Here is a 21,096-nt window from a genome sequence, read left to right as displayed (position 1 = left end):
GCTCACGGCAGTGCCGCGAGCGCGGTGGTCAGCACCAGCGTCGCCGCGAAAACCAGGTTGATGATCCGCGACGCCAGCGGATTGCCCAGCAATCGCGCGAAAACAGTGCCGGCGAGAAGCCAGATCGCATGGATGGCAACGATCATCGCTGCCAGCACCAGCAGCCTGGTTGGCACGCCGAGCGCATCGGCCTGTGCCGAGGCGCCGGCAAACACGGCGCCGATCGCCACATAGGCCTTCGGATTGGCGACGGCGAGCATCAAGCCGCCGAGAAAAGTAGGGCGCGCCGCCTTGTTCTCGTTTTCCGCAAGAGGCGGCGCCGTCGCGATCCTGAAGGCGAGGTAGAGGATGTAGGCGGCCGAAGCGACCGTCAGCAGCGGCGCCAGCCCCGGCATCGAGGCGAGCACAGCGACCAGGCCGGCGGCCACCACCAGAAGCACGACGGTCGTTCCAAGCACGACGCCCAAAGTATAGCCCAACGAAGGCCGCAGCCCGAAGGCGGCGCCGATTGCTGTGACGCTGATCGTCGCCGGACCGGGACTGCCCATGACGACGGCCGCCGCCATGACCAGCGCCAGCAATTGCTGCCAGGACTGCGCGCCAATTCCTCCGGCCATGCCGAACCTCAATTCCTGCCGCGATGCGGCTAGGAACTATCGCGGGGCACCAACAAGGTCTTGGACGATCGTGCGCCGCCTTAGACGCCTAGGCGCTGGCCCGGTCCAGGGCTGCCATATCGTCGGCGGAAAGCTTGAGCGAGGCGGCGCGGATCAGGCTGTCCATATGAGCGGGCGTCGTGGCACTTGCGATCGGCGCGGTGATGCCCGGCCGCGCCATGATCCAGGCGAGCGCCACTTCCGCCTGCTTGGCCGAATGGCGCGCAGCCGCGGCATCGAGCGCGGAGAGGATGCGCATGCCGCGCTCATTGAGATACTCGGCCACATCTTCACCGCGTTCGCTCTGGCCGAGATCGGCCTTGCCGCGGTATTTGCCGCTCAAGAATCCCTTGGCGAGGCTGAAATAGGTGATGACGCCAAGGCCCTCCGCCTTGCAGAGATCGAGCAGCGGGCCGTCCAGCGAAGCGCGGTCGTACAAATTGTATTCCGGCTGCAGAACCTCGTACCGTGGCAGGCTTCGCAGGCTGGCGACATCGAGAGCAGCGCGCAATTGCCCGGCATCGAGATTGGAGCAGCCCGGATAGCGGATCTTGCCTTTCTCGAGCAGGCGCTGATAGGCGCCGAGCGTCTCCTCGTAAGGCGTGGTCGGGTCCGGCCAATGTGACAGATAGAGGTCAATGACGTCGGTCTGCAGCCGCTTCAGCGATTGATCGACCGCCTTTTCGATATAGGCCGCGGAGAGGTCTTTCTTTCCCTGGCCCATATCGGAGCCGACCTTGGTGATGACGACGATCCTGTCGCGGTTGCCGCGGCTTTTCATCCAGTTGCCGATGATGGTTTCGGATTCGCCGCCCTTGTTGCCCGGAGCCCAGCGTGAATAGGCATCGGCGGTGTCGACGGAATTGAAGCCGGCTTCGACAAACCGGTCGAGCAGGTCGAAGGAGGTCTTCTCGTCGGCGGTCCAGCCGAAGACGTTGCCCCCCAGAACCAGCGGCGCGATGGAAAGGTCGGTGCGACCGAGACGGCGTTTCTGCAAGATTGATCTCCGTGATGCTGGGATGGGCCGCGACGCCCGGGAATGGATTGCCGGTAAGCTAGGTCGTGCCTTGCCGAGGTTAAAGGCATGGTTTTGCTTTTTGATCGGGCCAGGCCGTCACGAAGGCGCGACCTGCCGCCCCACCTGTTCCAGCCAATGGTCGCGGATGCCGAGCGCCTTCAGGTGCTCGAGCGTGCTGAGCACATAATCCTCGTTCCTGCCCGACTGGCCGACGGCGCCGCGAACGACTGCCGCGGCATGGCCGGCGTCGAGCCCGCCGGCATATTGCTCATGCGCGCGGTCGACGATGTAGGCGACCGCCTCGACCGTTCGGTCCCCTCCCGCCCCGTTTCCGTCGAGCCGGACATCGAGCATGCGTTCGAGATAGACGTTGGTCACCAGCTCGCGCTCGCGCAGATAGGAAAGCACTTCGTCCCGCAAATCGCCTGGCACGCGGAAGGCAAGGCCGATGCATGAGCCGCCGCGGTCGAGGCCGAGCACCAGTCCCGGCCGCTCTCGTGTGCCGCGATGCACGAAAGAATAGACGCAAAGCGACCGGCGATAGCCGTAAAGACGGGCTCGCCGCGTCTCGACATGTGCGAATCCCGGCCGCCAGATCAGCGACCCGTAGCCAAAAACCCAAAAATCGCCCATATCGCCAAGCCTGATCGCGCTCGAGTGACGACGTCGCACCGTAAGGTGTTTCTTCCGTCCCCGCTTGTTGTGCGTGAGATTAACAGCCCGCTCGCCGCAGCGGGTTAACGAGAGCCGCAGCATGACGTCAAGTGACGAGCCATCGCGCAAACCTAGCCGCCGGCTGTTCTGGCTTGCCGCGTTCATTGTCGCGCTGTTTGCCATCTATAGCGCCGGCTGGTTCTATCTAGCCGGCCGCCTCAAGACGGAGGCCGACCAGGCCGTGGCCAACCTCGGCACCAAAGGCATCGCCGCCGGCTGCGCCAACCTTACCGTCAGCGGCTATCCGCTGAGCTTCGCCGTTTCCTGCGACAGCCTGGCCTATCAGGATGACGCCAAGAGCATTGCCGCCTCCACCGGCAGCTTCAACGCCGTCGCAGGGATCACACAGCCTCTGTCGCCGGTGGCCGATGTGCGGGGCCCGCTCCGAACCTCGGTGCCGGGCATGCCGCCGCTTTGGGTCGACTGGGACAGGCTGAGCGCGACGGTCAAACTATCCTGGCCTTTGCCGCGGCGCGTTTTGCTGCAAGCCGAAGGCCTGTCAGGCCAGACCGATCCGGCTGACGATTCCGATCCGGCTGAATTGTTCTACGCGGCAAACGCGGCTGGGCAGTTGGAACCCAAGGAGCAGGACGTCGTCTATACCGGCAGCGTCGGCGATCTCGAGATCAACGCCAACGCGATCGGCGGCCGCGAGCTGCCGGCGCTGGACGGCGGCGGCGAGGCCACGGTGAAGAACGGTGTCGCGCTGATCGCGGCGCCGCCGAAAAGCCTGCGCGGCCAATCGATCGATATCGCCAAGCTCGACCTGTCGGCGGGAACGGCGCGCGTGACCGTGTCCGGACCGATCTCGGTCGACGCGGACGGCCTGGTCGACGCCAATCTGACGATCAAGCTCAAGGATCCGAAGGCGGTGGCGGCCATCCTTGGCGGCGCCATTCCCGAGCACAAAAGCGAGATCGAGCAGGGTTTTGCCGGCCTGGCCATGCTCGGCAACGAGCCGTCCATGCCGCTCAGGATCGTCAAGGGCAAGGCTTCGCTCGGCTTCATCCCACTGGGCAAGATCAAGCCGGTCGATTAAGAGCAGGGTCCCGAACCGGGAGGTCAGCGCAGCAAAAAGTGGGAGCCGATTTTCGGACAAGACCATGCTCACCCAAAAAGACGGCTGCCATTAGATGTCGGAGCCGGTCAGGCTGCTCAGCGTCGGCGCGTTCACCCTCGACACGATCCTGCGTGTCGACACGCTGCCCACGCATCAGGGCAAGTTCATCGCCGGCGACGGCGTCCAGATCGCCTCGGGCATGGCGACGAGTGCGGCCTGCGCCGCGCACCGCCTCGGCGCTGAGGTATCGCTTTGGGCAAGCGCGGGAGACGACGCGGTCGGCGACCGGCTCATCGCCGAGATCGAGGCGGAAGGCGTCGATTGCAACCTGATCCGCCGCGTCGCCGGCGCGCGCTCGGCGCTGGCCGCGATCCTGGTGGACGCTCATGGCGAGCGCGTCATCGTACCGTTCTATGACAGACAAGCGCAGGCCGATCCCGAGACGCTGCCGCTTGCCGATCTTTCCGCCTTTGACGCCGTGCTGGTGGACGTGCGCTGGCCAGGCGCCGCCGCGCTCGCCTTGACGGCCGCCCGAGACGCGGGTCGCCCGGCGATCCTCGACGCCGACACCGCACCGGTCGAGGTGCTGGAGCGGCTTTTGCCTTTAGCCTCGCATATCGTAGCCTCGGAGCCGGCGGCGCGTATCGTCTGCGGTCATGCGCTCGACCCGGAAAGCGCCTGCGCCGACCTCGCTTCGCGCACCGACGCCTTTGTCGCGGTGACGGGAGGCGCCGCCGGAACCTGGTGGCGCGACCGGGAAACAGGCCGCATCCGCCATGTCGAGGCGCCGAAGGTCAAGGCGGTGGACACGCTGGCGGCCGGCGACGTCTTCCACGGCGCCTTTGCCGTTGGTCTTGCCGAAGCCATGCCGCCCGAGCAGGCGCTGCGTTTTGCCAGTGCCGCCGCCGCGCTCAAATGCCTGCGCTTCGGCGGCCGGCTCGGCGCGCCGAACAGGGCCGAGACGCTGGCGATGATGGCGGCCCACTGGCCGTCGTCGTAACGGCCACGCGAATGGCTTAGGATTTGACTCCGGGATGCTCGACCGCCTGACGTCCGAAATCCGGCACGTCGATGTCCTGGCCGGCCTCGATGATCGAGCGGCGGATGGCGCGTGTGCGGGTGAAGAGGTCGAACAGCTTTTCGCCGTCGCCCCAGCGGATCGCCCGCTGCAGCGAGGCAAGATCCTCCGAGAAGCGCGCCAGCATCTCCAGGATCGCGTCCTTGTTATGCAGGCACACGTCGCGCCACATGGTCGGGTCGGAGGCAGCCAGTCGGGTGAAGTCGCGAAAGCCGGAAGCGGAGTATTTGATGACTTCCGTCTTGGTCACCGATTCCAGGTCGTCGGCGGTGCCGACGATGTTGTAGGCGATGATATGCGGCAGGTGGGAGACGATGGCCAGCGTCATGTCGTGATGCTGCGGGTCCATCGTATCGATGTTCGAGCCGCAGCGCCGCCAAAATTCGGACAGCTTCTCCAGCGCTTGCGGATCGGTGCCCGGCAGCGGCGTGAAGATGCACCAGCGGTTGTCGAAAAGATCGGCGAAGCCGGCATCGGGGCCCGATTTTTCCGTGCCCGCCAGCGGGTGGCCGGGGATGAAATGCACACCCTCCGGCACGTGCGGCAGCATTTGCGCGATGACGGAGGCCTTGGTCGAGCCAACATCGGTGAGGATGGCGCCCGTCTTCAGTGTCGGCGCGATCTCGGCGGCGACCTCGCCGGACGAGCCGACCGGAACCGAGACGATGACGAGATCCGCATCGCGCACCGCTTCCTTGGCCTCGGTCGTGTAGGAATCGCCCAGACCGAGTTCCTCGGCCCGCTTCAGCGTCGATGTGCTGCGCGTCGCTATGGCGATATGACGCGCCAGGCGCTCGCGGCGGATGACGCGGGCGAGCGACGAGCCGATCAGGCCGATGCCGACCAGCGCTATTTTCTCGAACATCGGTGACGTCATGGTGCTCTAGCTTTTCAGGAAACTCGTCAGCGCTTCGATGACGCCGCGATTGGCCTCTTCGGTGCCGATGCTCATACGCAGCGCATTTGGGAAGCCGTAGCCGGTGACGCGACGCAGGATGTAGCCGCGTGCACTCAAATAGTCGTCCGCGGCCGCCGCCGAATGCCGCTTGTCATCGGGAAAATGGATCAGCACGAAATTGCCAACGCTGGGCGTGACGCGCAGCCCGAGCAGGGTCACCTGCTCGCTGACCCAGGCCAGCCATTTCTCGTTGTGCGCCACGCTGCGCTCGACATGGGCGCGGTCGCGAATGGCCGCGATGCCCGCCTCGATCGCGGTTGCGTTGACGTTGAAGGGACCGCGCACCCGGTTGATGGCATCGACGATATGCGCCGGCCCGTACATCCAGCCGACGCGCGCCCCGCCGAGGCCGAGCTTGGAGAAGGTGCGCGTCATGACGACGTTCTCGGAACTGCCCGCCAGCTCGATGCCGGCCTCGTAGTCGTTACGGCGTACATATTCGGCATAGGCGGCGTCGAGCACCAGAAGCACGTTCTTCGGCAGTCCGGCATGCAGCCGGCGCACCTCCTGGAACGGCACGTAGGTGCCCGTCGGATTGTTGGGATTGGCAAGGAACACGATCCGCGTCGCCGGCGTCACAGCGGCGAGGATCGCGTCGATGTCGGCGCGCTCGTCAGTTTCCTTGACCGCCACCGGCCTCGCGCCGGCCGCCTGGATGTAGATCTTGTAGACCATGAAGGCGTGTTCGGTGAACACGGCCTCGTCTCCCGGCGCAAGATAGGTCTGCGCCAAGAGCCCCAGGATCTCGTCGGAGCCGTTGGAGCAAACGATGTTTGCCGGGTTGAGGCCGTGCACTTCGGCGATCGCCTCGCGCAGCCGGCGGGCGCTGCCGTCGGGATAGACGTCGAGCCTGGCAGCCACGTCCCGCGCGGCCTCGATCGCTTTCGGCGAGGGCCCGAGCGGATTCTCGTTGGACGACAGCTTATAGACCTTCGTCACGCCGGCCGGCGCCGTGCTCTTGCCCGGCACGTATGCCTCGATGTCCATGATGCCCGCGCGAGGTGTTGGACGTGCCTGATCCTGCTTCATATTACAAATCCGTCGAGAAGGCCTTCGAGGCCGCAGCGGAAATACAGGCCGTGGCCCCGAATGTCGAGTGCCGGTGCTTGCGCTACGATGCCGATCTCAGGTTGCTGCCCGTTGACGAAGCGCGGCGCTGGTCCTAGAAGAGCAGCCGGACTTCCCGTGGTGATTTGGCCGGTCGGCTTGCAGCCACGTTAAACAATTCGCTAAAGGGCCGTTTGCAACCTGTAACCGGCTTTGCGAAGGCAGGCCGGTTTTTTGTTGTCCGCCGCCGGCCGGACTGGATGGGGAATGCAAATGTCCGCTCAGCGCGTTGCAAGGACCAACAACGAGGCCGACCATCCGTCGAGCCCGGTGCTGCAGTTCGGTCCCGACAAGCCGCTGAAGCTCGATGCCGGCACGATCCTGTCGCCGTTTCAGGTCGCCTACCAGACCTACGGCACCCTCAACGACGCCCGCTCCAACGCGATCCTCGTCTGCCATGCGCTGACCGGCGACCAGCATGTCGCCAACACCAATCCGGTGACCGGCAAGCCGGGCTGGTGGGAGGTGCTGATCGGCCCCGGCAAGATCATCGACACCAGCCGCTTTTTCGTCATCTGCGCCAACGTCGTCGGCGGCTGTCTCGGCTCCACCGGTCCGGCCTCGACCAATCCGGCGACAGGCCGGCCCTATGGCCTCGACCTGCCGATCATCACCATCCGCGACATGGTGCGCGCGCAGCTGATGCTGGTCGACCATTTCGGCATCGAGAAGCTGTTTTGCGTGATCGGCGGCTCAATGGGCGGCATGCAGGTGCTGGAATGGGCCGCAAGCCACTCGGAGCGCGTCTTCTGCGCGCTGCCGATCGCCACCGGCGCCCGCCATTCCTCGCAGAACATCGCCTTCCACGAGGTCGGACGGCAGGCCGTCATGGCAGATCCGGACTGGCACGGCGGTAAATATCTCGATTTCGGCCGGCGTCCGGAAAAGGGGCTCGCGGTGGCCCGCATGGCCGCCCATATCACCTATCTGTCGGAGGCGGCCCTTCACCGCAAGTTCGGCCGCAACCTGCAGGACCGCGAGGCGCTCACCTTCGGCTTCGATGCCGATTTCCAGATCGAAAGCTACCTGCGCCACCAAGGCATGACTTTCGTCGATCGCTTCGACGCCAACTCCTACCTCTATCTGACCCGCGCGATGGATTATTTCGACCTCGCCGCCGACCATGGCGGACGGCTGGCCGATGCCTTCGCCGGAACCAGGACGCGTTTCTGCCTGGTGTCCTTCACAAGCGACTGGCTGTTCCCGACGGAGGAAAGCCGCTCGATCGTGCATGCGCTCAATGCCGCCGGCGCCTCCGTCTCCTTCGTCGAGATCGAGACCGATCGCGGCCATGACGCCTTCCTGCTCGACGAGCCGGAACTGTTCGCAGCCATCAACGGCTTCATTGCCTCTGCCGCCCGCGCCAGGGGGCTCAGCCTATGAGTGGCTCGCGATCTCTGAGACCCGAGGTATGCGCATGAGCGTCAACCGCGCCCAGCGTGTCGACCTCGAGGTCGTCACCGATCTCATCCCTTCGCATTCGCGCGTGCTCGATGTCGGCTCGGGCGATGGCGTGCTTTTGGAACTGCTGCAGGAGACCAAGCAGGTCGACGGCCGCGGCCTGGAATTGTCGCAGCGCGGCGTCAACGAATGCGTGGCGCGCGGCCTCTCCGTCGTCCAGGGCGATGCCGACAAGGACCTCGAGTTCTATCCCGACAAGGGTTTCGACTTCGTCGTGCTGTCGCAGACCCTGCAGGCGACCCGCAATCCGAAGCTGGTGCTCGACGAGCTGCTTCGGATCGGCAACCGCGCCATCGTCTCTTTCCCCAATTTCGGCCATTGGCGGGTGCGCTTCTCGCTGCTGATCAAGGGCAGGATGCCGGTCACCAAGGACTTGCCCTATTCCTGGTACGACACGCCGAACATCCACTTCTGCACCATCCGCGACTTCGTCAATCTGTGCGAGGAGCTCGGCGCGACGGTCGAGAAGGCGACCGCGCTCGACGCCAACGGCCAGAAGATCGGCCTGTCGATGCCGTGGTGGTTCTGGAACTTCTTCGGCCAGCAAGCGGTGTTCTTGCTGCGGCGATAGTAGCGCTCGAATCTGTTCTCCTCGCTCGCAGCACAGCCGCGAACGTCGGTGAGCACCAAATATTTGCATTGTTGTTTCTCTCATTTGACAGCGAATTGAGACGGCTATACTGACCTCAATCAGGCAACATGGTGGGTGAACAGTGATGGTCGGCGATCTCCCGACTTATTCAGTCGTCGTGGAAATGGAAAATGCCAAGTCGATCGACTGGGACGAGATCGGCGTTGGGCTGACCATCCTGGCGGATGAAATCGCCTCGGTTTCGGCGGCCGGTCTCGCAAGCCCGAAAGTCGTCATCTCGCACGCTGGGCACGACGCGGACACCCCGTCGCTGCAGGACCACGTCAATAGGGAAGCACCACGGCTGAAAGAGGTGGCCGAGCTTCGCTTCGCCGCCTGTCCCGGCGGCCGCTATTACGAACTCAAGAACAACGGAGTCTTGGCAACCGACACGGACATCGTGATCTTCATGGACTCAGACACGGTTCCGGAGCCGGGCTGGCTCTCGATCCTGCTCGGCCCGTTTCAGAAACCGGGGACCGTTTGCGTCAACGGCTATACCTACCTTTTCTACGATGATTTCTTCTCGCGAACCTTTGCGCTGATCTGGTTCTTCCCTATGGCTCGGGGAGACGAGAAATTCGCCGCGAAACGGGCGATCAACGCCAACAACGTCGCCTTCCGGCGCGACTGGATTGCCAGCCATCCCTTCCCGCAGAACAACGGTTTCAAGGTTTCCTGCACGCTGCTAATGCATCAGCTTCGCCGCGAGGGTCACGAAATCGTCCATGCCGGCGCACGCGTCTATCACTATCCCCCGCGCGGTTGGCGTTTCTTCTTGTGGCGCGCACTGGTGACCGGCAGGGATGCCGACAGGAAGTTCGTCGAGATCAAGTCCCCCAGTCGCTCTCGACGCATCGCCAAGTCGTTCAGCCGATGGGTGACCAGTTCGTGGCGCGTGGTACGACGGGTGATACGCCATGCGCCGCAGACAGGCATGTCGCTCTGGCAAATCCCGTTGTCACTGATTGTCGGGCTGGCCTTCTACACTCTGGCGTTTTTCGGTCATTTCGGCCTGGCGACGGGCCTCGTTCGCGACGAGATCGAAATCTTGCCCGACTATGTCGACCGCAGTTAGCCTATCTGCAATTGTAGCCACGATCGCTCGGACTCGCCGCTAATCGTCCGCATCCTCGCCGCCTCATTCAGCCCAGCACATCGGTAGCCTTGTGCGGATGCTCGACGCCGTCGACGAAGATGACGTCGGATTCGGAATTGCCGGTGCGCAACGGGAGGATCTGTTGATATGCGGGCGACCGGTACCAGTCGCGCACATGCTGCCTGTCCGGGAATTCGATGACGATCACATGGCCCGGCCAGCTGTTTTCGACCACCTCGACTTCACCGCCATGGACGACGAAGCGCCCGCCGAAAGGCGCCAGCGTGGCGTCGATCCTTTCGAGGTACTCGACCATCCACGGGCCGGGCGTGACGTGGCGCATGTGGGCAACGGCGTAAGCGGTCATGATGTGCTCCTTCCTTTGATCGAAGCCGGCCGGCCGGCTTCTTGGAGCAGTTTGCACAAGGATAGGTATTCCGGTCGATTACCTTCGAGGTCATCAAGGAACGTCGCCGATGGCTTGCGCCGCGAGGCGTGGGTTGACCGGCCAGCGAACTGCCTGGCAAGACGGACAGACGCTGGTGTTGCCTTCAGACCGCAATGGCGCGGAAACCGACCGGAATCCGTCTCCTCTCCCGCTGCGCTTGGGTGACACGGAGACCGCTTTTTAGTAGCTTGGCTGCGATTCCGGGGGGAATGGTAGGTAGCCATCAGACCCTTAGAACAAACGCCGGGCGCGACCGGTGGCAGCGGCAGCCGGATGTCGAGCGAAATCGCTCCGTTGATTAGCGTGATCACGCCGACGCACAATCGGCGCCATCAGGTTGTGCGTGCGGTAGAAAGCGTTCTTGCCCAGACACTTACCCGCTTCGAGCACATCGTGGTCGATGACGGTTCGACCGATGGAACGGCCCTGGCCCTGGCCGAGATTCGCGATCCCAGGCTGATCTATGTCGGAGCGAAATGGCGAGGCGCCAATGCCGCGCGCAACGCGGGCATCGAGCGCGCGCGGGCGCCGATCGTGACCTTCCTTGATTCGGACGATGTTTATCTGCCGGACCGGTTGGAGCGGACGCTGGCGCGGTTCGACAAGAACCCGTCGCTCGAAGTGCTGATCAGTTCCTACGTCTCGGTGAAAGGCCAGCGCAGCACTAAATGCATCAACCGCGAGGCCTTGCTCGACAAGAGCACGCTGCAGCGCGCCCTGGTCTCGCAAACGATCTTCATTGCCGGCTCGGCGATCACCGCCCGGCACGAATCGCTGCTTGCGATCGGCGGCTATGACAGCGACATCACGCGCATGCAGGATCGCGAATTGCTGCTGCGTTTTGCCCGCCGCAGCGGTGCCTTGCTGTCGGAGGATATCGACTGGAAGAAGTACAATTCGGAGAATTCGATCTCCGGTCGTCGCGACGGCTATGTCGAGGCCTATGCCAACCTGATCGGCAAACACCCTTATATAGCCGACCGCTATCCCGACGTTCCGCCCTATATGATCGCCCGGCAGATTATCGCCGATATACTGAAGGGCAGGCTGCCGCAGGCTTTTTCCGGCTATCTCGCCAACCGGTCGTCCAAGGCGCTCGGCTACTCGCTGCCCGAATTGCTGCGCGGTTACGTCGTCGGGCGCCGCTGGCGTCGTGACTGTTATGGCGAGTTCCGCGCCAAATATGGCGCCCGGGCGGTCTGAGACGGACTGCTATCTGTCGAGTTCCGGAAAATAGGGATCGGAAAACCGCTGCCGAAGGCGTTCGCCCAGCAGGCAATCGACGGGCGCCGCATCCTCGACGCGGATGGATCTGGCGTCGGTGAGGCCGCTCACCTCCTGGATCAGCTTGCGGCGGATCGCGGTCGAGAATTCGGACGCCGCATAGATCGGCAGCACGAACGAGCCGGGACCGCCGGTGACACAGTCGGCATAGTAGCGATCGAGACGGCTGACGCTCGGCGAGGGACTGATCAGGATCGGCAGGCCGTTGATGACTATGCCCTTGGCCAAAGCCGCGTCGCGGGTCATAGCGACAGGTAGTCCTGCGTTGTTCGGCCCGTCCCCCGATATGTCGATGACCCGGCGCGGCGCCGAAAAGCCGTTTTTCTCCAAAAGCCCCGCACCGAAGCCGAGAGCGCCCGAGATCGACGTGCCGCGAAAGCTCCGGAACGGCCGGCCGGCGATCTTGTCGGCAAAGGCGTTGGCGCTGTCCGCGCCGTCGATGAGCTGCCAGGCAATCACGCCGTCGTCGCGCACGACCCCCGCCCATTCGAAATAGGCGAGCGCGATGCGGCCTTTCGGGCCCGAGCGCACAGCACTGATGAAGTCGCGATGGCGCAGCGCCTCGACATAGCCGGCACGCTGCAGGGCGAACTCCTCTTCGTCCATCGATTGCGAGATGTCGACGGCTAGCACGAGTTCGACATCGACAGGGGTGCCGTCGCCGATTGCAGGCATTGGCGCTGCCACGGCGCAGGCAAGGCATGCAAGCAGGCTGAGCAGCTTGAGCATGGCAGGCTCCGACTGATGCATGTCGCCCAAAAGTGCGCAGCGGTTTTGGGGAACGACATGCATCAAGACAAAGATTTAAAGCGCGTCGCCTGAATGCGTTTCAGCGCGACACGCTTTAGGCCGAGATTCTTCCCGGCGATCGCGGCGAAATAAAGCTATTTCTTGGCGCGCACCGCACGCGGTGGCGGTTCGATCGCCCCGGCGCGGAGACGGGCCGGCTTAAGCGCCGATCGGCCGCTGTCCTTGACGATGGTGAGAGCGCGCGGGAAGAACTGGATGTTGTGCAGGCCGCGCCCGATATTGAGGATGGCTGCATCCGGCAGCCTGGCCTGCAGCATCGCCAGCACGCGCCGCAGCGTGGCGCCGTCAAAGGTGTCCAGCGCTTCGTCGATGATCACCCATTTCGGCTTTCGCAGCGCCAGCCGGGCAAAGGCGAGCAGCCGCTGTTCGTCGTCGGCCAGCTCGTGCTCCCAGCGCGCCGAGCGGTCGAGCTGCGACGACAGGCGCTCCAGCCCGACTTCGCCGAGCACCGCGGAAATCTCGGCGTCCTCGATTTTACCGCCTTCGGTATGGTTGAGCACATCGCGCAGCGTGCCGAGCGGGAAATAAGGCATGCGCGGCACGAAGAACGGCTTCTCCCCGGCCGGCATGCCGATGCGCCCGCCTCCCCACGGCCAGAGGCCGGCGATGGCGCGGAAGAACAGCGTCTTGCCGGCACGCGGATCGCCGGTGATCATGACGCGCTCGCCGGCCTTTATCTCGACATCTGTCTCGGCAAGCCTCGTGCACCCATCGGGCGATGCGACTTCGAGCTTTTCGAATGTCAGCGTGCCATTCGCGTTCTCGCTCAACTCGATGCGCCTTTCCTTGGCATGCAGGATGTCGGTTTCGCCAAGCGCGATGCGGAAGTCGGCGACGCGCATCAGCGTTGCCCGCCAATCGGCGATGGCGCCGATATTGTTGATGAACCAGCGCAGCGAGGAATTCACCTGGTTGAAGGCGCCGACCGCCATCATCAACCCGCCGAAGCTGATATCGCCCGCGAAATAGACCGGCGCGGCGACAAGGATCGGCGCCACCACGGTGATCCAGCCATAGGCATCGGTGACCCAGGACAGGTTGATCTGGGCGCCGTAGATGCGCCGCATGGCGCCGAGCACGTTGCCGAGGTCGAACTCCAGCTGCCGCCGAGCGTCCGCCTCGCCATGGGCGAGCGCGATGGCGTCGACATTCTCGTTGACGCGGACCATGGAGAAGCGCAGCTCCGCCTCGCGCGTGTAGCGATCGCTGTTGAAGAGGATCAGCGGCCGGCCCACCAGCCAGCTCAGCCAGGAGGCGATGCCGGCATAGAGGAGCGCCGCCCAGACCATGTAGCCCGGTATTTCCAAGGAGCGGCCGCCGACATGGAAGACGAAGCCGGAGGAGAGCTCCCACAGCACGCCGATGAAGGACACAAGCAGAATGAAGGATTGCAGCAGGCCGACGGCGAGATCGGTCGACAGGTCGGAAAGATGCCCCGCGTCCTGCTGCATGCGCTGGTCGGGATTGACGCCGATGGCGCCGGCGTGGGTGAGCCGGAAGGCGCGCGCCGGCCGCATCCATTCATCGATCAGGTCCAGCGTCAGCGCCTCTCGCAGCTTCAGCCGGATCGTCTGGTTGAGCCAGGTCTGGCCGATATTGAGCACCAGCAGGCTGCCGGCGATCACGGCAAACACCATCAGCTGGTGCAGGAATCCCTGCAGGTCGCGCCGCGCCAGAGCGTCGTAGAACGGCTGGTTCCAGCGGTTGAGCAGCACCTGCCCGATCGAGGTCGCGACGATGACGCCGACAATGCCGATCGAGACCCACAGAAGCTGCCTGCGCACCGGCGACGTCTTCAGCGCCAGCCTGATCGTCGTCACCTGGTCCGAGAGGCTGCTCGACTCGATCGAGAACGCGGCCTGTTCTATGCTGGGCGTGTCATCCATACGCTAGATCCCTGCTGCCGGGAACGGTCATCGACGACGATGCCGCATCCCGCCGCCCCTGAGATAGGGTGACGATCGCCATGCGGCGCAAGGCTTGTCCCCGATCACGAACGCGTCATCCGCCTGGCCGGCGTCACCGGGCTGGCGGCGCGGCGCCCGAGCGTTGTCGCGCCCTGCGGCGAGAAGACCGGGACGAAGACCCGGCGCGACGCGCGCTGCGCGACTGGCACGCCCTGGTAGAGCCGCTTCTGCGCCTCGACGACGATAACGCCGGAAAAGATCGGCCAGAGGCGCCGGCCGGCGCGCTCCAGCACGTTGTGGAACTGCATCATGAAGCGTCGCGGCGATGGCGGGAAGAACAGCGCGTCCGACCATGCGGCGGGCGTGAAATTGGCCTCGCGCAGCAGTTCGGTGAGCTGCCCGCGCGAGAACGGCCGGCCGTTGCCGAAGGGCGTGTGCTCGAAGCGTGCCCAGACGCCGCGCCGGTTGGGCACGACGATGACAACCCTGCCTGCAGGCGACAGCACGCGCCAGATCTCGTTCAGCGTCTCGCGCGGATTTTCGACATGTTCGAGCGAATGCACGAGCAACATGCGGTCGATGCAGGAATCGACCAGCGGCAGTTCCTCGTCGAAGACGAGCGCCGTCGCCGTCGGCCCGGTCGCCGGCCACACGACCGCCCCCTGCGTCGCCGGCATGAACGCAAAGACCCGCTCGGCATCGCTGCCGAACCGCTCCAGCCAGGGCAGCGTATAGCCGAGGCCGACCAGACGTTCGTTCGGAACGGTTGCCCATATCGACGACAGCGCCATGGTGATCGCGCGTTCGGCCAGGCGGCCAAGTGTGGTCGAATAGAAGGAGCGGAGGTCGACGATATCCGAATGCATGCGCCGGACGGTAGCCGCGATAAATGTCGAGTTCAACAAAGGCGGATGACATCGGCGGCTGGCCGCCCTATGTCTGCGGTGATAACGGAGAGCGACGAGATGCCGGTCGAAATCGAACAGTTCATGTGCCGCACCGACAATTTCGGCGTGCTGGTCCATGACCCCGAAAGCGGTCAGACCGCGATCATCGACGCTCCGGAGGAAGCTCCGATCCTGGCCGCGATCAAGCGCACCGGCTGGACGCCGACCATGATCCTGACCACGCATCATCATGGCGACCATGTCGAGGCCAATCTGGCCCTGAAGGAGCGCTTCAAGCTCACCATCATCGGGCCGGAGGCGGAAAAGGCAAAGATCCCGGGCATCGACGAGACCGTCAAGCAAGGCTCCGTCATCCGCCTTGGCGAGGAAAGGATCGACGTCATCGAAACGCCCGGCCACACCGCCGGCCACGTCTCCTACCATCTGCCGGCCTCGAAAGTGGCCTTCACCGCCGACACGCTGTTCGCGTTGGGCTGCGGCCGGATCTTCGAGTGCAAGCCGCCCGTGATGTATGAATCGCTGAAGAAGCTCGCTGCTCTTCCAGCCGAGACGGTGATCTATTGCGGCCACGAATATACTTTAGCCAATGCCCGCTTCGCGCTGACCGTCGACCCCACGAATTCGGCCTTGAAGGAGCGCGCCGCCAGGATCGAGGCGCTGCGCGCCGACAACAAGCCGACCCTGCCGACGACGATCGGCGAGGAACTGTCGACGAATCCGTTCCTGCGCTGGCATGACCCGGCGATCCGCAAGCATCTCGGCATGGAGAGAGCGAGCGACGCAGAGGTGTTCGCCGAGGTTCGCAAGCGCAAGGACCATTTCTGATGCATGTCGCCCAAAAGTGTGCAGCGGTTTTGGGACAACGACATGCATCAAGCTCAATGCATGTCGCCCAAAAGTGCATGGCGGTTTTGGGCAACGGCATGCATCAAAATAGAGATTTCCCTGCATGACCGGCGCCGCTGAAATCATCGCAACGTTGGGTCTCCAGCCGCATCCCGAAGGCGGCTGGTATGCCGAGACTTTTCGCGACGGCTCAGGAGGCCCGCGCGGCCATTCGACCGCGATCTATTTCCTTTTGGAGCATGGCCAGCTTTCGGCCTGGCACCGGGTGAAGGACGCGGCTGAGGTCTGGCATTTCTATGCCGGCGCGCCGCTGGCGCTCGCCATGCATGAGGAAGGCGCCGGCGCCGTCATCGAACAGGTGCTGGGCACGGCCCTTGCCGCGGGCGAGCGGCCGCAGATCGTCGTGCCGGCCGGCTGGTGGCAGTCGGCGCGCAGCCTCGGCGAATGGACGCTGGTCGGCTGCACGGTGGCGCCTGGCTTCGACTTCGCCGCTTTCGAGCTGGCCGAGCCCGGCTGGCAGCCGAAAACCGCTTAACTCAAGAGAAAACCAAGCGTGATCGCCAGCTGGGCCGCATAATAGAGCACCCAGACCGCGTAACGCATCCAGACGCGATGCGGCGAGATCGCGGCAAGCAGGAAGCGCTCGGCCGCCAGCAGCCCGTCCGAGGCCATGAACAGCACCGCGCCGGCAACGACCCAGGGATGGAAGGTGGTGAGCGCCGCAATGCCCATGGCAAGGATCGCCGCGACATAGACGGCGATCGGAACGCGCAAGGCGGGACCGACGCGACGCCACAGCGTGGCGAGCATCACGACAGCGAACACAGCCATCGCCAGCGCGACCGCGCCGCGCCACGGCTCGGCGGCGAGCAGCCCGATCCCGCCACCCACCTCCAGGAACAGGGCGACGTAGGCGACATGCGCGACGAGGAAGCTCGCCAACCCGCCAAGGAAGGCCTTCTCGCCGTCGCGCGACAGGAACGCGTCACCGACCGAGCTGAGCGCCAGCGCCGCGACGAGCAGCAGCGGACCGCCCTGCATGACGGCGAGCGCCGCCAGCAAGCCTACGGCCAGAGTCTTGGCGGCGGAGCGGGCGATGCGGGGCGACAGCTCGAGCGCCAGGGCATAGATCGCGGCGGCGGCGACCGAGAACAGAAGCGTCGCATTCGGGTTGGCGTCGATGCCGCCCGGAAACGGCATCATGCGCTTGCTCCGCCGGTCGCCGGCTTGTGCAGCAAGAGCGACTTCGCGGCGAGCGCCGCCCCGCCGGTTATGAGCACGCAGGCCGCGAGGATGCGCAATGACGGCTCGGCCACGCCCGCGGCGATCAGCACCAGCGTCGACAAAAGCGGTGCGGCATAGCTTGCCGCCCCCAGGACCTGGATGTTGCCGCGCTTGACGCCAACATCCCAGGCGTAGAAGGCGGCGCCGACCGGCATCAGGCCGAGCCCGACGACCGCCAGCCACTGGCCCGGACCATCCGGCAGCACGGTCTTTTCGAGCAACAGGTGGCAGACGAACGAGAGCACCGACGTCGCGGCGCAGAACCATGTGACGATCGAGGTCGGCACCGATGGGAAGCGCCGCGACAAGAGCGAGTAGGACGACCACAAAAGTGCGCAGACGCCCGCCATCGCATAGCCGAAGGCGTAGCGCGCGTCGAAGGCGAGCCCGCCGCCCTTGGTGACGATGAGGACGGTGCCGGCAAGACCGAGCAGCGCGCCGACGACATGGTTCCAGGCCAGCCGCTCGCCCGGCATCAGCGCCGAGCCGAGCACTATCAAGAGCGGCCACAGATAGGCGATCAGGCTTGCCTCGACCGCCGGCGCGTTGCGCAGCGCCGTGAAGTAGAAGAAATGGTAGCCGAACAGGCCGGCAATCCCGATCAGCCACACCTGCGGCGGAATCTTCTGGTTGTTGTCTGGCGAAGGCATCACCAGCCTGGCGACAAGCCCGACGCAGGTGCCGATGGCGAAGGTGATGGCCGACAAAAGGAACGGCGGCACCTGCCCGGAGGCGTCGGTGAGCAGTGCAAGCAGCGCCCACATGGCGACCGCCGAGAAACCGATCAGTGTTGCGCGCCCCATACCTGTCCCCGGCGGCGCGCCGTGCGCCTAGTCTACTGCTTCGAAACGTCTCGCGCTGATGGTCAGCGGACCGATCTGAGTCCCGACCGTGGCGCGGATCGGCGCATATACGCCGGATTGGCCGAGCGGTGCAAATGTCACCATCATGCGGCTCTTGTTCTTGAGGAACTCCAGCGCCTTGCGCCCCTTGCGGTAGCCCGCCACCGGCTCGAAGCCCATCTTGCAGGTGACGGTGTCGCCCTTGTAGCCGGGCACCGAGATCGAGCCTTTCGAGGCGTAGGTCAGCGACAGGTTGGCGCGCATCTCGCCGTCGTAGAACTTGACGGTCCGCCCGCAGACCTTGTCCAGGCTGTCGGCGTGGACGACGGTCGCCGCCATCGGATCGAGCACCGATTTCAGATCGCCGTCGCCGACCGGCACCCAGCTCTTCGGATCGCGCTTGCCTGGCTCCGGGACGACCTTCGTCGAAGCGACCCCGCCATTGGCGAAGCGTATGTCGACCGCCGAGGCCTTCTTGCCGGAAATGTAATCGGCCCGGAAGGCCTGGGGCCGCATCTGCTGGCCCGAAATCGTGCCTTTCGATGAGATCGTGCCTTTCGTGTCGTCGAACAGCTTGGCGATGCCGGCGGCCGAGACCGTGCCGTTGATGGCATAGGTGTCGCCGTCGTAACGGCTCGAAAACGTCGCCTTGGCGACCGAAAGGCCAAGGAAGGAGACGGTATATTCGCCTTTGAAGGCTTGCGGCGCGGCCGCGGCGAAGCCTGTCGAGGGCACGGCGACGACGAGAAGCGCGGCAAGGGCGTAGGATGATCGAAGCATGGCGGCGGCGAATCCTTGATACTGGCCGGAAATGCAATGGTTCCAGCCTGGCAATCCCTTCGCGAAGGGCTTATAGGGCGAAATCCGACCTTTATATGGAGCGCGCCATGTCGCAGCGCACGTGCCGGAGCTTGACGTAGTGGCGAAATGCAACTATGGAACGCCAACTTTTCCAAAGGCCGCCTGACCGAGACCGCGCGCCGCCTGGCGCGAGCAGAATGGTTTGGCAGGTTTAGAACTGAAGGTTAGACAAGATGTCCCGTACCTGCGAGCTCACTGCCAAGGCAGTCCAGACCGGCAACAATGTGAGCCATGCCAACAACAAGACCAAGCGTCGCTTCCTGCCGAACCTGGTCAATGTGACGTTGATTTCCGAAGTGCTGAACCAGAACGTGCGCCTGCGCATTTCGGCCAACGCGCTGCGTTCGGTCGAGCATCGCGGCGGTCTCGACGCGTTCCTGGCCAAGGCCGACGCTAAGGAACTGTCGCAGCGCGCCCGCCTCCTGAAGAAGCAGATCGCCAAGAAGCTGGCCGAGCAGTCGGCCGCCTGAAGCGCCTTTGAGGCGGGGGACGACCGCCTCGAGCACCGGACCGAAAGCCGCGATGCGGCTTTGGGATCAATCCGGTTCTCGAACAGAGCGAGCGTCCGCTTGGACGCTCAGCTGGTTCCATTACCCAGGATAAAAAAATGAACTTCCTTACGCGATACCTGCCCTTCGTGGCCGCCATGGCGCTTGTTGTCGTGGCGTCGAACATCCTCGTCCAGTTCCCGATGCAAGGTCAGATCGGCGGCCTGTCGCTGGCCGACCTGCTCACCTGGGGCGCCTTCACCTATCCCTTCTCCTTCCTGGTCACCGACCTTGCCAACCGCCGCTACGGTCCCGCCGTGGCGCGCAAGGTGGTGTTCGTCGGCTTCATGACGGCGGTGACCTGCTCGATCCTCGTTCCGCCCTTCCTGTTCCGTCACGGCCTGATCGAATTCGAGACCGCCGCGGACCGGCTGGTGCGCATAGCGGCCGCTTCCGGCGCCGCTTTCCTCATCGCGCAACTGCTCGACGTGACCGTGTTCAACCGGCTGCGCCGGCAAAGCTGGTGGCGTGCGCCGATCGTCGGCACCCTGGCCGGTTCTATCTTCGATACCGTCGTTTTCTTCGGCGTCGCCTTCTCCACCGCCTTCGCCTTTGTCGGGCCGAACGACAGCTTCGCGCTGGAGACGGCGCCGCTGATGGGCGTGCTGCCGGTCGAGACGATGCGTTGGGTCTCCTGGGCACTGGGCGATCTGTCGGTCAAGCTGATCATTGCGGTGGTGGCGCTGATCCCCTACCGGCTGCTCGCCGCCCGCTGGAGCCAGCCGGCACTCGCGGTCTGAAAGCATGATCCCAAAAAGTGGGAACCGGTTTTTGGAACAGATCATGCTCCAACAAAAAGAGAGAGCATGATCCCCTGGGTTCAGCTTGCTTCAGCCCGCACGCCCGATGGCGCTCAGGAACTTCGCCTGAAACGGCGCGGCAATGAATTCTCGATCATGCTGGGCACCAATGAGCTGATGAACAGCCGCCTGAGCGGCTCCGAGGAGGCACTCGCCAGACTTTCCTGCGAACGGATCGCTGGCCGCAAGCAGCCAAGACTCCTTATCGGTGGGCTCGGCATGGGCTTCACCTTGCGCGCCGCTCTCGCGGCGCTTGATGGAGACGCGGCCGTCACCGTCGCAGAACTTGTCCCAGAAGTCGTCGCCTGGGCACGCGGCCCGATGGCCGGGATTTTCGACGGCTGCCTCGACGATCCCCGCGTCACCATTCGCGAGGCTGATATCGGTCAACTGATAAAGGCGGACGCAGCCGCCTGGGACGCCATCCTGCTCGACGTCGACAATGGTCCCGAAGGCATCGTCTACAAGGGCAATGACTCGCTCTATAGCGCGGCCGGCCTCGCAGCCGCGCGTGCCGCGTTGAGACCCGGCGGCGTGCTGGCGGTCTGGTCGCAGGGACCGAACAGCGGCTTCACGCGGCGGCTGAAGCAGGCCAGCTTCGTGGTCGAGGAGATCAACACGCGCGCCAACGGCAAGCGCGGTGCCCGCCACGTGATCTGGATCGCGGCCAGCGAACGCTGATCCCCCAATGCGTGTCGCCCAAAAGTGCGCAGCGGTTTTGGGAGAACGACTGCATCAAAACAGAGACTTGAGCGCATCGCTTGAATCCGTTCCAA

General features: G+C 64.5%; 23 protein-coding genes and 1 riboswitch. Of the genes, 11 read left to right on the top strand and 12 right to left on the bottom strand.

Translation table 11 applies throughout. The features are described 5' to 3' along the window. Window positions 1-2: 2 nt before the first annotated feature. From P9236_RS05770 to P9236_RS05760, 3 genes are all read right to left on the bottom strand, one after another. On the bottom strand, window positions 3-617 hold the full coding sequence (locus P9236_RS05770) for a LysE family translocator (RefSeq protein WP_278073652.1): 615 nt from the start codon (window positions 615-617) through the stop codon (window positions 3-5). A gap of 88 nt (window positions 618-705) precedes the next feature. After that, window positions 706-1,653 (bottom strand): aldo/keto reductase, encoded by a 948-nt coding sequence (locus P9236_RS05765; protein WP_278073651.1) that lies wholly within the window; start codon window positions 1,651-1,653, stop codon window positions 706-708. A 117-nt stretch (window positions 1,654-1,770) separates the two neighbouring features. Beyond that, window positions 1,771-2,307: a gamma-glutamylcyclotransferase gene (locus P9236_RS05760; RefSeq protein WP_278073938.1), complete on the bottom strand. Its 537-nt coding sequence runs from the start codon at window positions 2,305-2,307 to the stop codon at window positions 1,771-1,773. Window positions 2,308-2,428: 121 nt separating this feature from the next. On the opposite strand from P9236_RS05760, the gene P9236_RS05755 reads away from it, so the two are divergent. Further along, the gene (locus P9236_RS05755; protein ID WP_278073650.1) at window positions 2,429-3,427 is read left to right on the top strand and encodes a DUF2125 domain-containing protein; all 999 of its coding nucleotides are present in this window, start codon (window positions 2,429-2,431) and stop codon (window positions 3,425-3,427) included. Window positions 3,428-3,521: 94 nt separating this feature from the next. Beyond that, window positions 3,522-4,448, top strand: a complete 927-nt coding sequence (locus P9236_RS05750; protein WP_278073649.1) for a sugar kinase — start codon at window positions 3,522-3,524, stop codon at window positions 4,446-4,448. A 16-nt stretch (window positions 4,449-4,464) separates the two neighbouring features. Here P9236_RS05750 and P9236_RS05745 read toward each other — a convergent pair whose 3' ends face one another. Together P9236_RS05745 and hisC are read right to left on the bottom strand one after the other, a co-directional pair. Continuing rightward, the gene (locus tag P9236_RS05745; RefSeq protein WP_278073648.1) at window positions 4,465-5,403 is read right to left on the bottom strand and encodes a prephenate/arogenate dehydrogenase family protein; all 939 of its coding nucleotides are present in this window, start codon (window positions 5,401-5,403) and stop codon (window positions 4,465-4,467) included. Window positions 5,404-5,409: 6 nt separating this feature from the next. Continuing rightward, window positions 5,410-6,471: a histidinol-phosphate transaminase gene (hisC, locus tag P9236_RS05740; RefSeq protein ID WP_278073647.1), complete on the bottom strand. Its 1,062-nt coding sequence runs from the start codon at window positions 6,469-6,471 to the stop codon at window positions 5,410-5,412. Between the two features lie 188 nt (window positions 6,472-6,659). Further along, a riboswitch (SAM riboswitch) is annotated at window positions 6,660-6,737 on the top strand. Window positions 6,738-6,804: 67 nt separating this feature from the next. Here hisC and P9236_RS05735 point away from each other — a divergent pair. The 3 genes from P9236_RS05735 (at window position 6,805) to P9236_RS05725 (ending at window position 9,761) form a co-directional block, all read left to right on the top strand. Continuing rightward, a complete protein-coding gene (locus P9236_RS05735; protein WP_278073646.1) occupies window positions 6,805-7,974 on the top strand; it encodes a homoserine O-acetyltransferase in 1,170 nt (389 codons plus the stop codon). A gap of 34 nt (window positions 7,975-8,008) precedes the next feature. Then, the gene (gene metW / locus P9236_RS05730; RefSeq protein ID WP_278073645.1) at window positions 8,009-8,623 is read left to right on the top strand and encodes a methionine biosynthesis protein MetW; all 615 of its coding nucleotides are present in this window, start codon (window positions 8,009-8,011) and stop codon (window positions 8,621-8,623) included. 145 nt (window positions 8,624-8,768) lie between these two features. Further along, on the top strand, window positions 8,769-9,761 hold the full coding sequence (locus P9236_RS05725; protein ID WP_278073644.1) for a glycosyltransferase: 993 nt from the start codon (window positions 8,769-8,771) through the stop codon (window positions 9,759-9,761). A gap of 67 nt (window positions 9,762-9,828) precedes the next feature. Here the strand turns inward: P9236_RS05725 and P9236_RS05720 are convergent, their stop codons facing one another. Beyond that, window positions 9,829-10,149 carry a DUF1330 domain-containing protein gene (locus P9236_RS05720; RefSeq protein WP_278073643.1) on the bottom strand — a complete coding sequence of 107 codons (321 nt, stop codon included), beginning with the start codon at window positions 10,147-10,149 and terminating at the stop codon, window positions 9,829-9,831. 354 nt (window positions 10,150-10,503) lie between these two features. Between P9236_RS05720 and P9236_RS05715 the strand changes: the two genes are divergently transcribed. After that, on the top strand, window positions 10,504-11,433 hold the full coding sequence (locus P9236_RS05715) for a glycosyltransferase family A protein (protein ID WP_278073642.1): 930 nt from the start codon (window positions 10,504-10,506) through the stop codon (window positions 11,431-11,433). Window positions 11,434-11,442: 9 nt separating this feature from the next. On the opposite strand, the gene P9236_RS05710 is transcribed toward P9236_RS05715, so the two are convergent. From P9236_RS05710 to P9236_RS05700, 3 genes are all read right to left on the bottom strand, one after another. Next, on the bottom strand, window positions 11,443-12,243 hold the full coding sequence (locus P9236_RS05710) for a DUF1194 domain-containing protein (protein WP_278073641.1): 801 nt from the start codon (window positions 12,241-12,243) through the stop codon (window positions 11,443-11,445). 155 nt (window positions 12,244-12,398) lie between these two features. Beyond that, complete coding sequence (locus tag P9236_RS05705) at window positions 12,399-14,210, bottom strand: ABC transporter ATP-binding protein/permease (protein WP_278073640.1); 1,812 nt, start codon at window positions 14,208-14,210, stop codon at window positions 12,399-12,401. 104 nt (window positions 14,211-14,314) lie between these two features. Next, a complete protein-coding gene (locus P9236_RS05700) occupies window positions 14,315-15,097 on the bottom strand; it encodes a methyltransferase domain-containing protein (protein ID WP_278073639.1) in 783 nt (260 codons plus the stop codon). 99 nt (window positions 15,098-15,196) lie between these two features. Between P9236_RS05700 and gloB the strand changes: the two genes are divergently transcribed. Further along, window positions 15,197-15,964 carry a hydroxyacylglutathione hydrolase gene (gene gloB / locus P9236_RS05695; RefSeq protein ID WP_278073638.1) on the top strand — a complete coding sequence of 256 codons (768 nt, stop codon included), beginning with the start codon at window positions 15,197-15,199 and terminating at the stop codon, window positions 15,962-15,964. Between the two features lie 124 nt (window positions 15,965-16,088). After that, a complete protein-coding gene (locus tag P9236_RS05690) occupies window positions 16,089-16,520 on the top strand; it encodes a cupin domain-containing protein (RefSeq protein WP_278073637.1) in 432 nt (143 codons plus the stop codon). On the opposite strand, the gene P9236_RS05685 is transcribed toward P9236_RS05690, so the two are convergent. From P9236_RS05685 to P9236_RS05675, 3 genes are read right to left on the bottom strand one after another with little or no spacing between them, the layout of a single operon-like run. Continuing rightward, window positions 16,517-17,188, bottom strand: a complete 672-nt coding sequence (locus tag P9236_RS05685) for a lysoplasmalogenase (RefSeq protein WP_278073636.1) — start codon at window positions 17,186-17,188, stop codon at window positions 16,517-16,519. The two genes, P9236_RS05690 and P9236_RS05685, sit on opposite strands and share 4 nt — an antisense overlap. Beyond that, complete coding sequence (locus P9236_RS05680) at window positions 17,185-18,072, bottom strand: EamA family transporter (protein ID WP_278073635.1); 888 nt, start codon at window positions 18,070-18,072, stop codon at window positions 17,185-17,187. The genes P9236_RS05685 and P9236_RS05680 overlap by 4 nt, the downstream gene beginning before the upstream one ends. A 27-nt stretch (window positions 18,073-18,099) precedes the next feature. Next, window positions 18,100-18,891: a DUF3108 domain-containing protein gene (locus P9236_RS05675; RefSeq protein WP_278073634.1), complete on the bottom strand. Its 792-nt coding sequence runs from the start codon at window positions 18,889-18,891 to the stop codon at window positions 18,100-18,102. Between the two features lie 254 nt (window positions 18,892-19,145). On the opposite strand from P9236_RS05675, the gene rpmB reads away from it, so the two are divergent. The 3 genes from rpmB to P9236_RS05660 all read left to right on the top strand — a co-directional run bounded on the left by rpmB (window position 19,146) and on the right by P9236_RS05660 (window position 21,001). Beyond that, a complete protein-coding gene (gene rpmB, locus P9236_RS05670; RefSeq protein ID WP_192251560.1) occupies window positions 19,146-19,442 on the top strand; it encodes a 50S ribosomal protein L28 in 297 nt (98 codons plus the stop codon). A 137-nt stretch (window positions 19,443-19,579) separates the two neighbouring features. Continuing rightward, a complete protein-coding gene (locus P9236_RS05665; RefSeq protein WP_278073633.1) occupies window positions 19,580-20,260 on the top strand; it encodes a queuosine precursor transporter in 681 nt (226 codons plus the stop codon). A gap of 66 nt (window positions 20,261-20,326) precedes the next feature. Continuing rightward, window positions 20,327-21,001: a hypothetical protein gene (locus tag P9236_RS05660; protein WP_278073632.1), complete on the top strand. Its 675-nt coding sequence runs from the start codon at window positions 20,327-20,329 to the stop codon at window positions 20,999-21,001. Window positions 21,002-21,096: the final 95 nt, after the last annotated feature.

The organism is Mesorhizobium sp. WSM4884 (assembly GCF_029625675.1).
In the GTDB taxonomy this organism is placed as follows: Bacteria; Pseudomonadota; Alphaproteobacteria; order Rhizobiales; family Rhizobiaceae; genus Mesorhizobium.
Note: the sequence above shows the minus strand (reverse complement) of the source record. Positions and strands in the feature narration are given on the sequence as shown.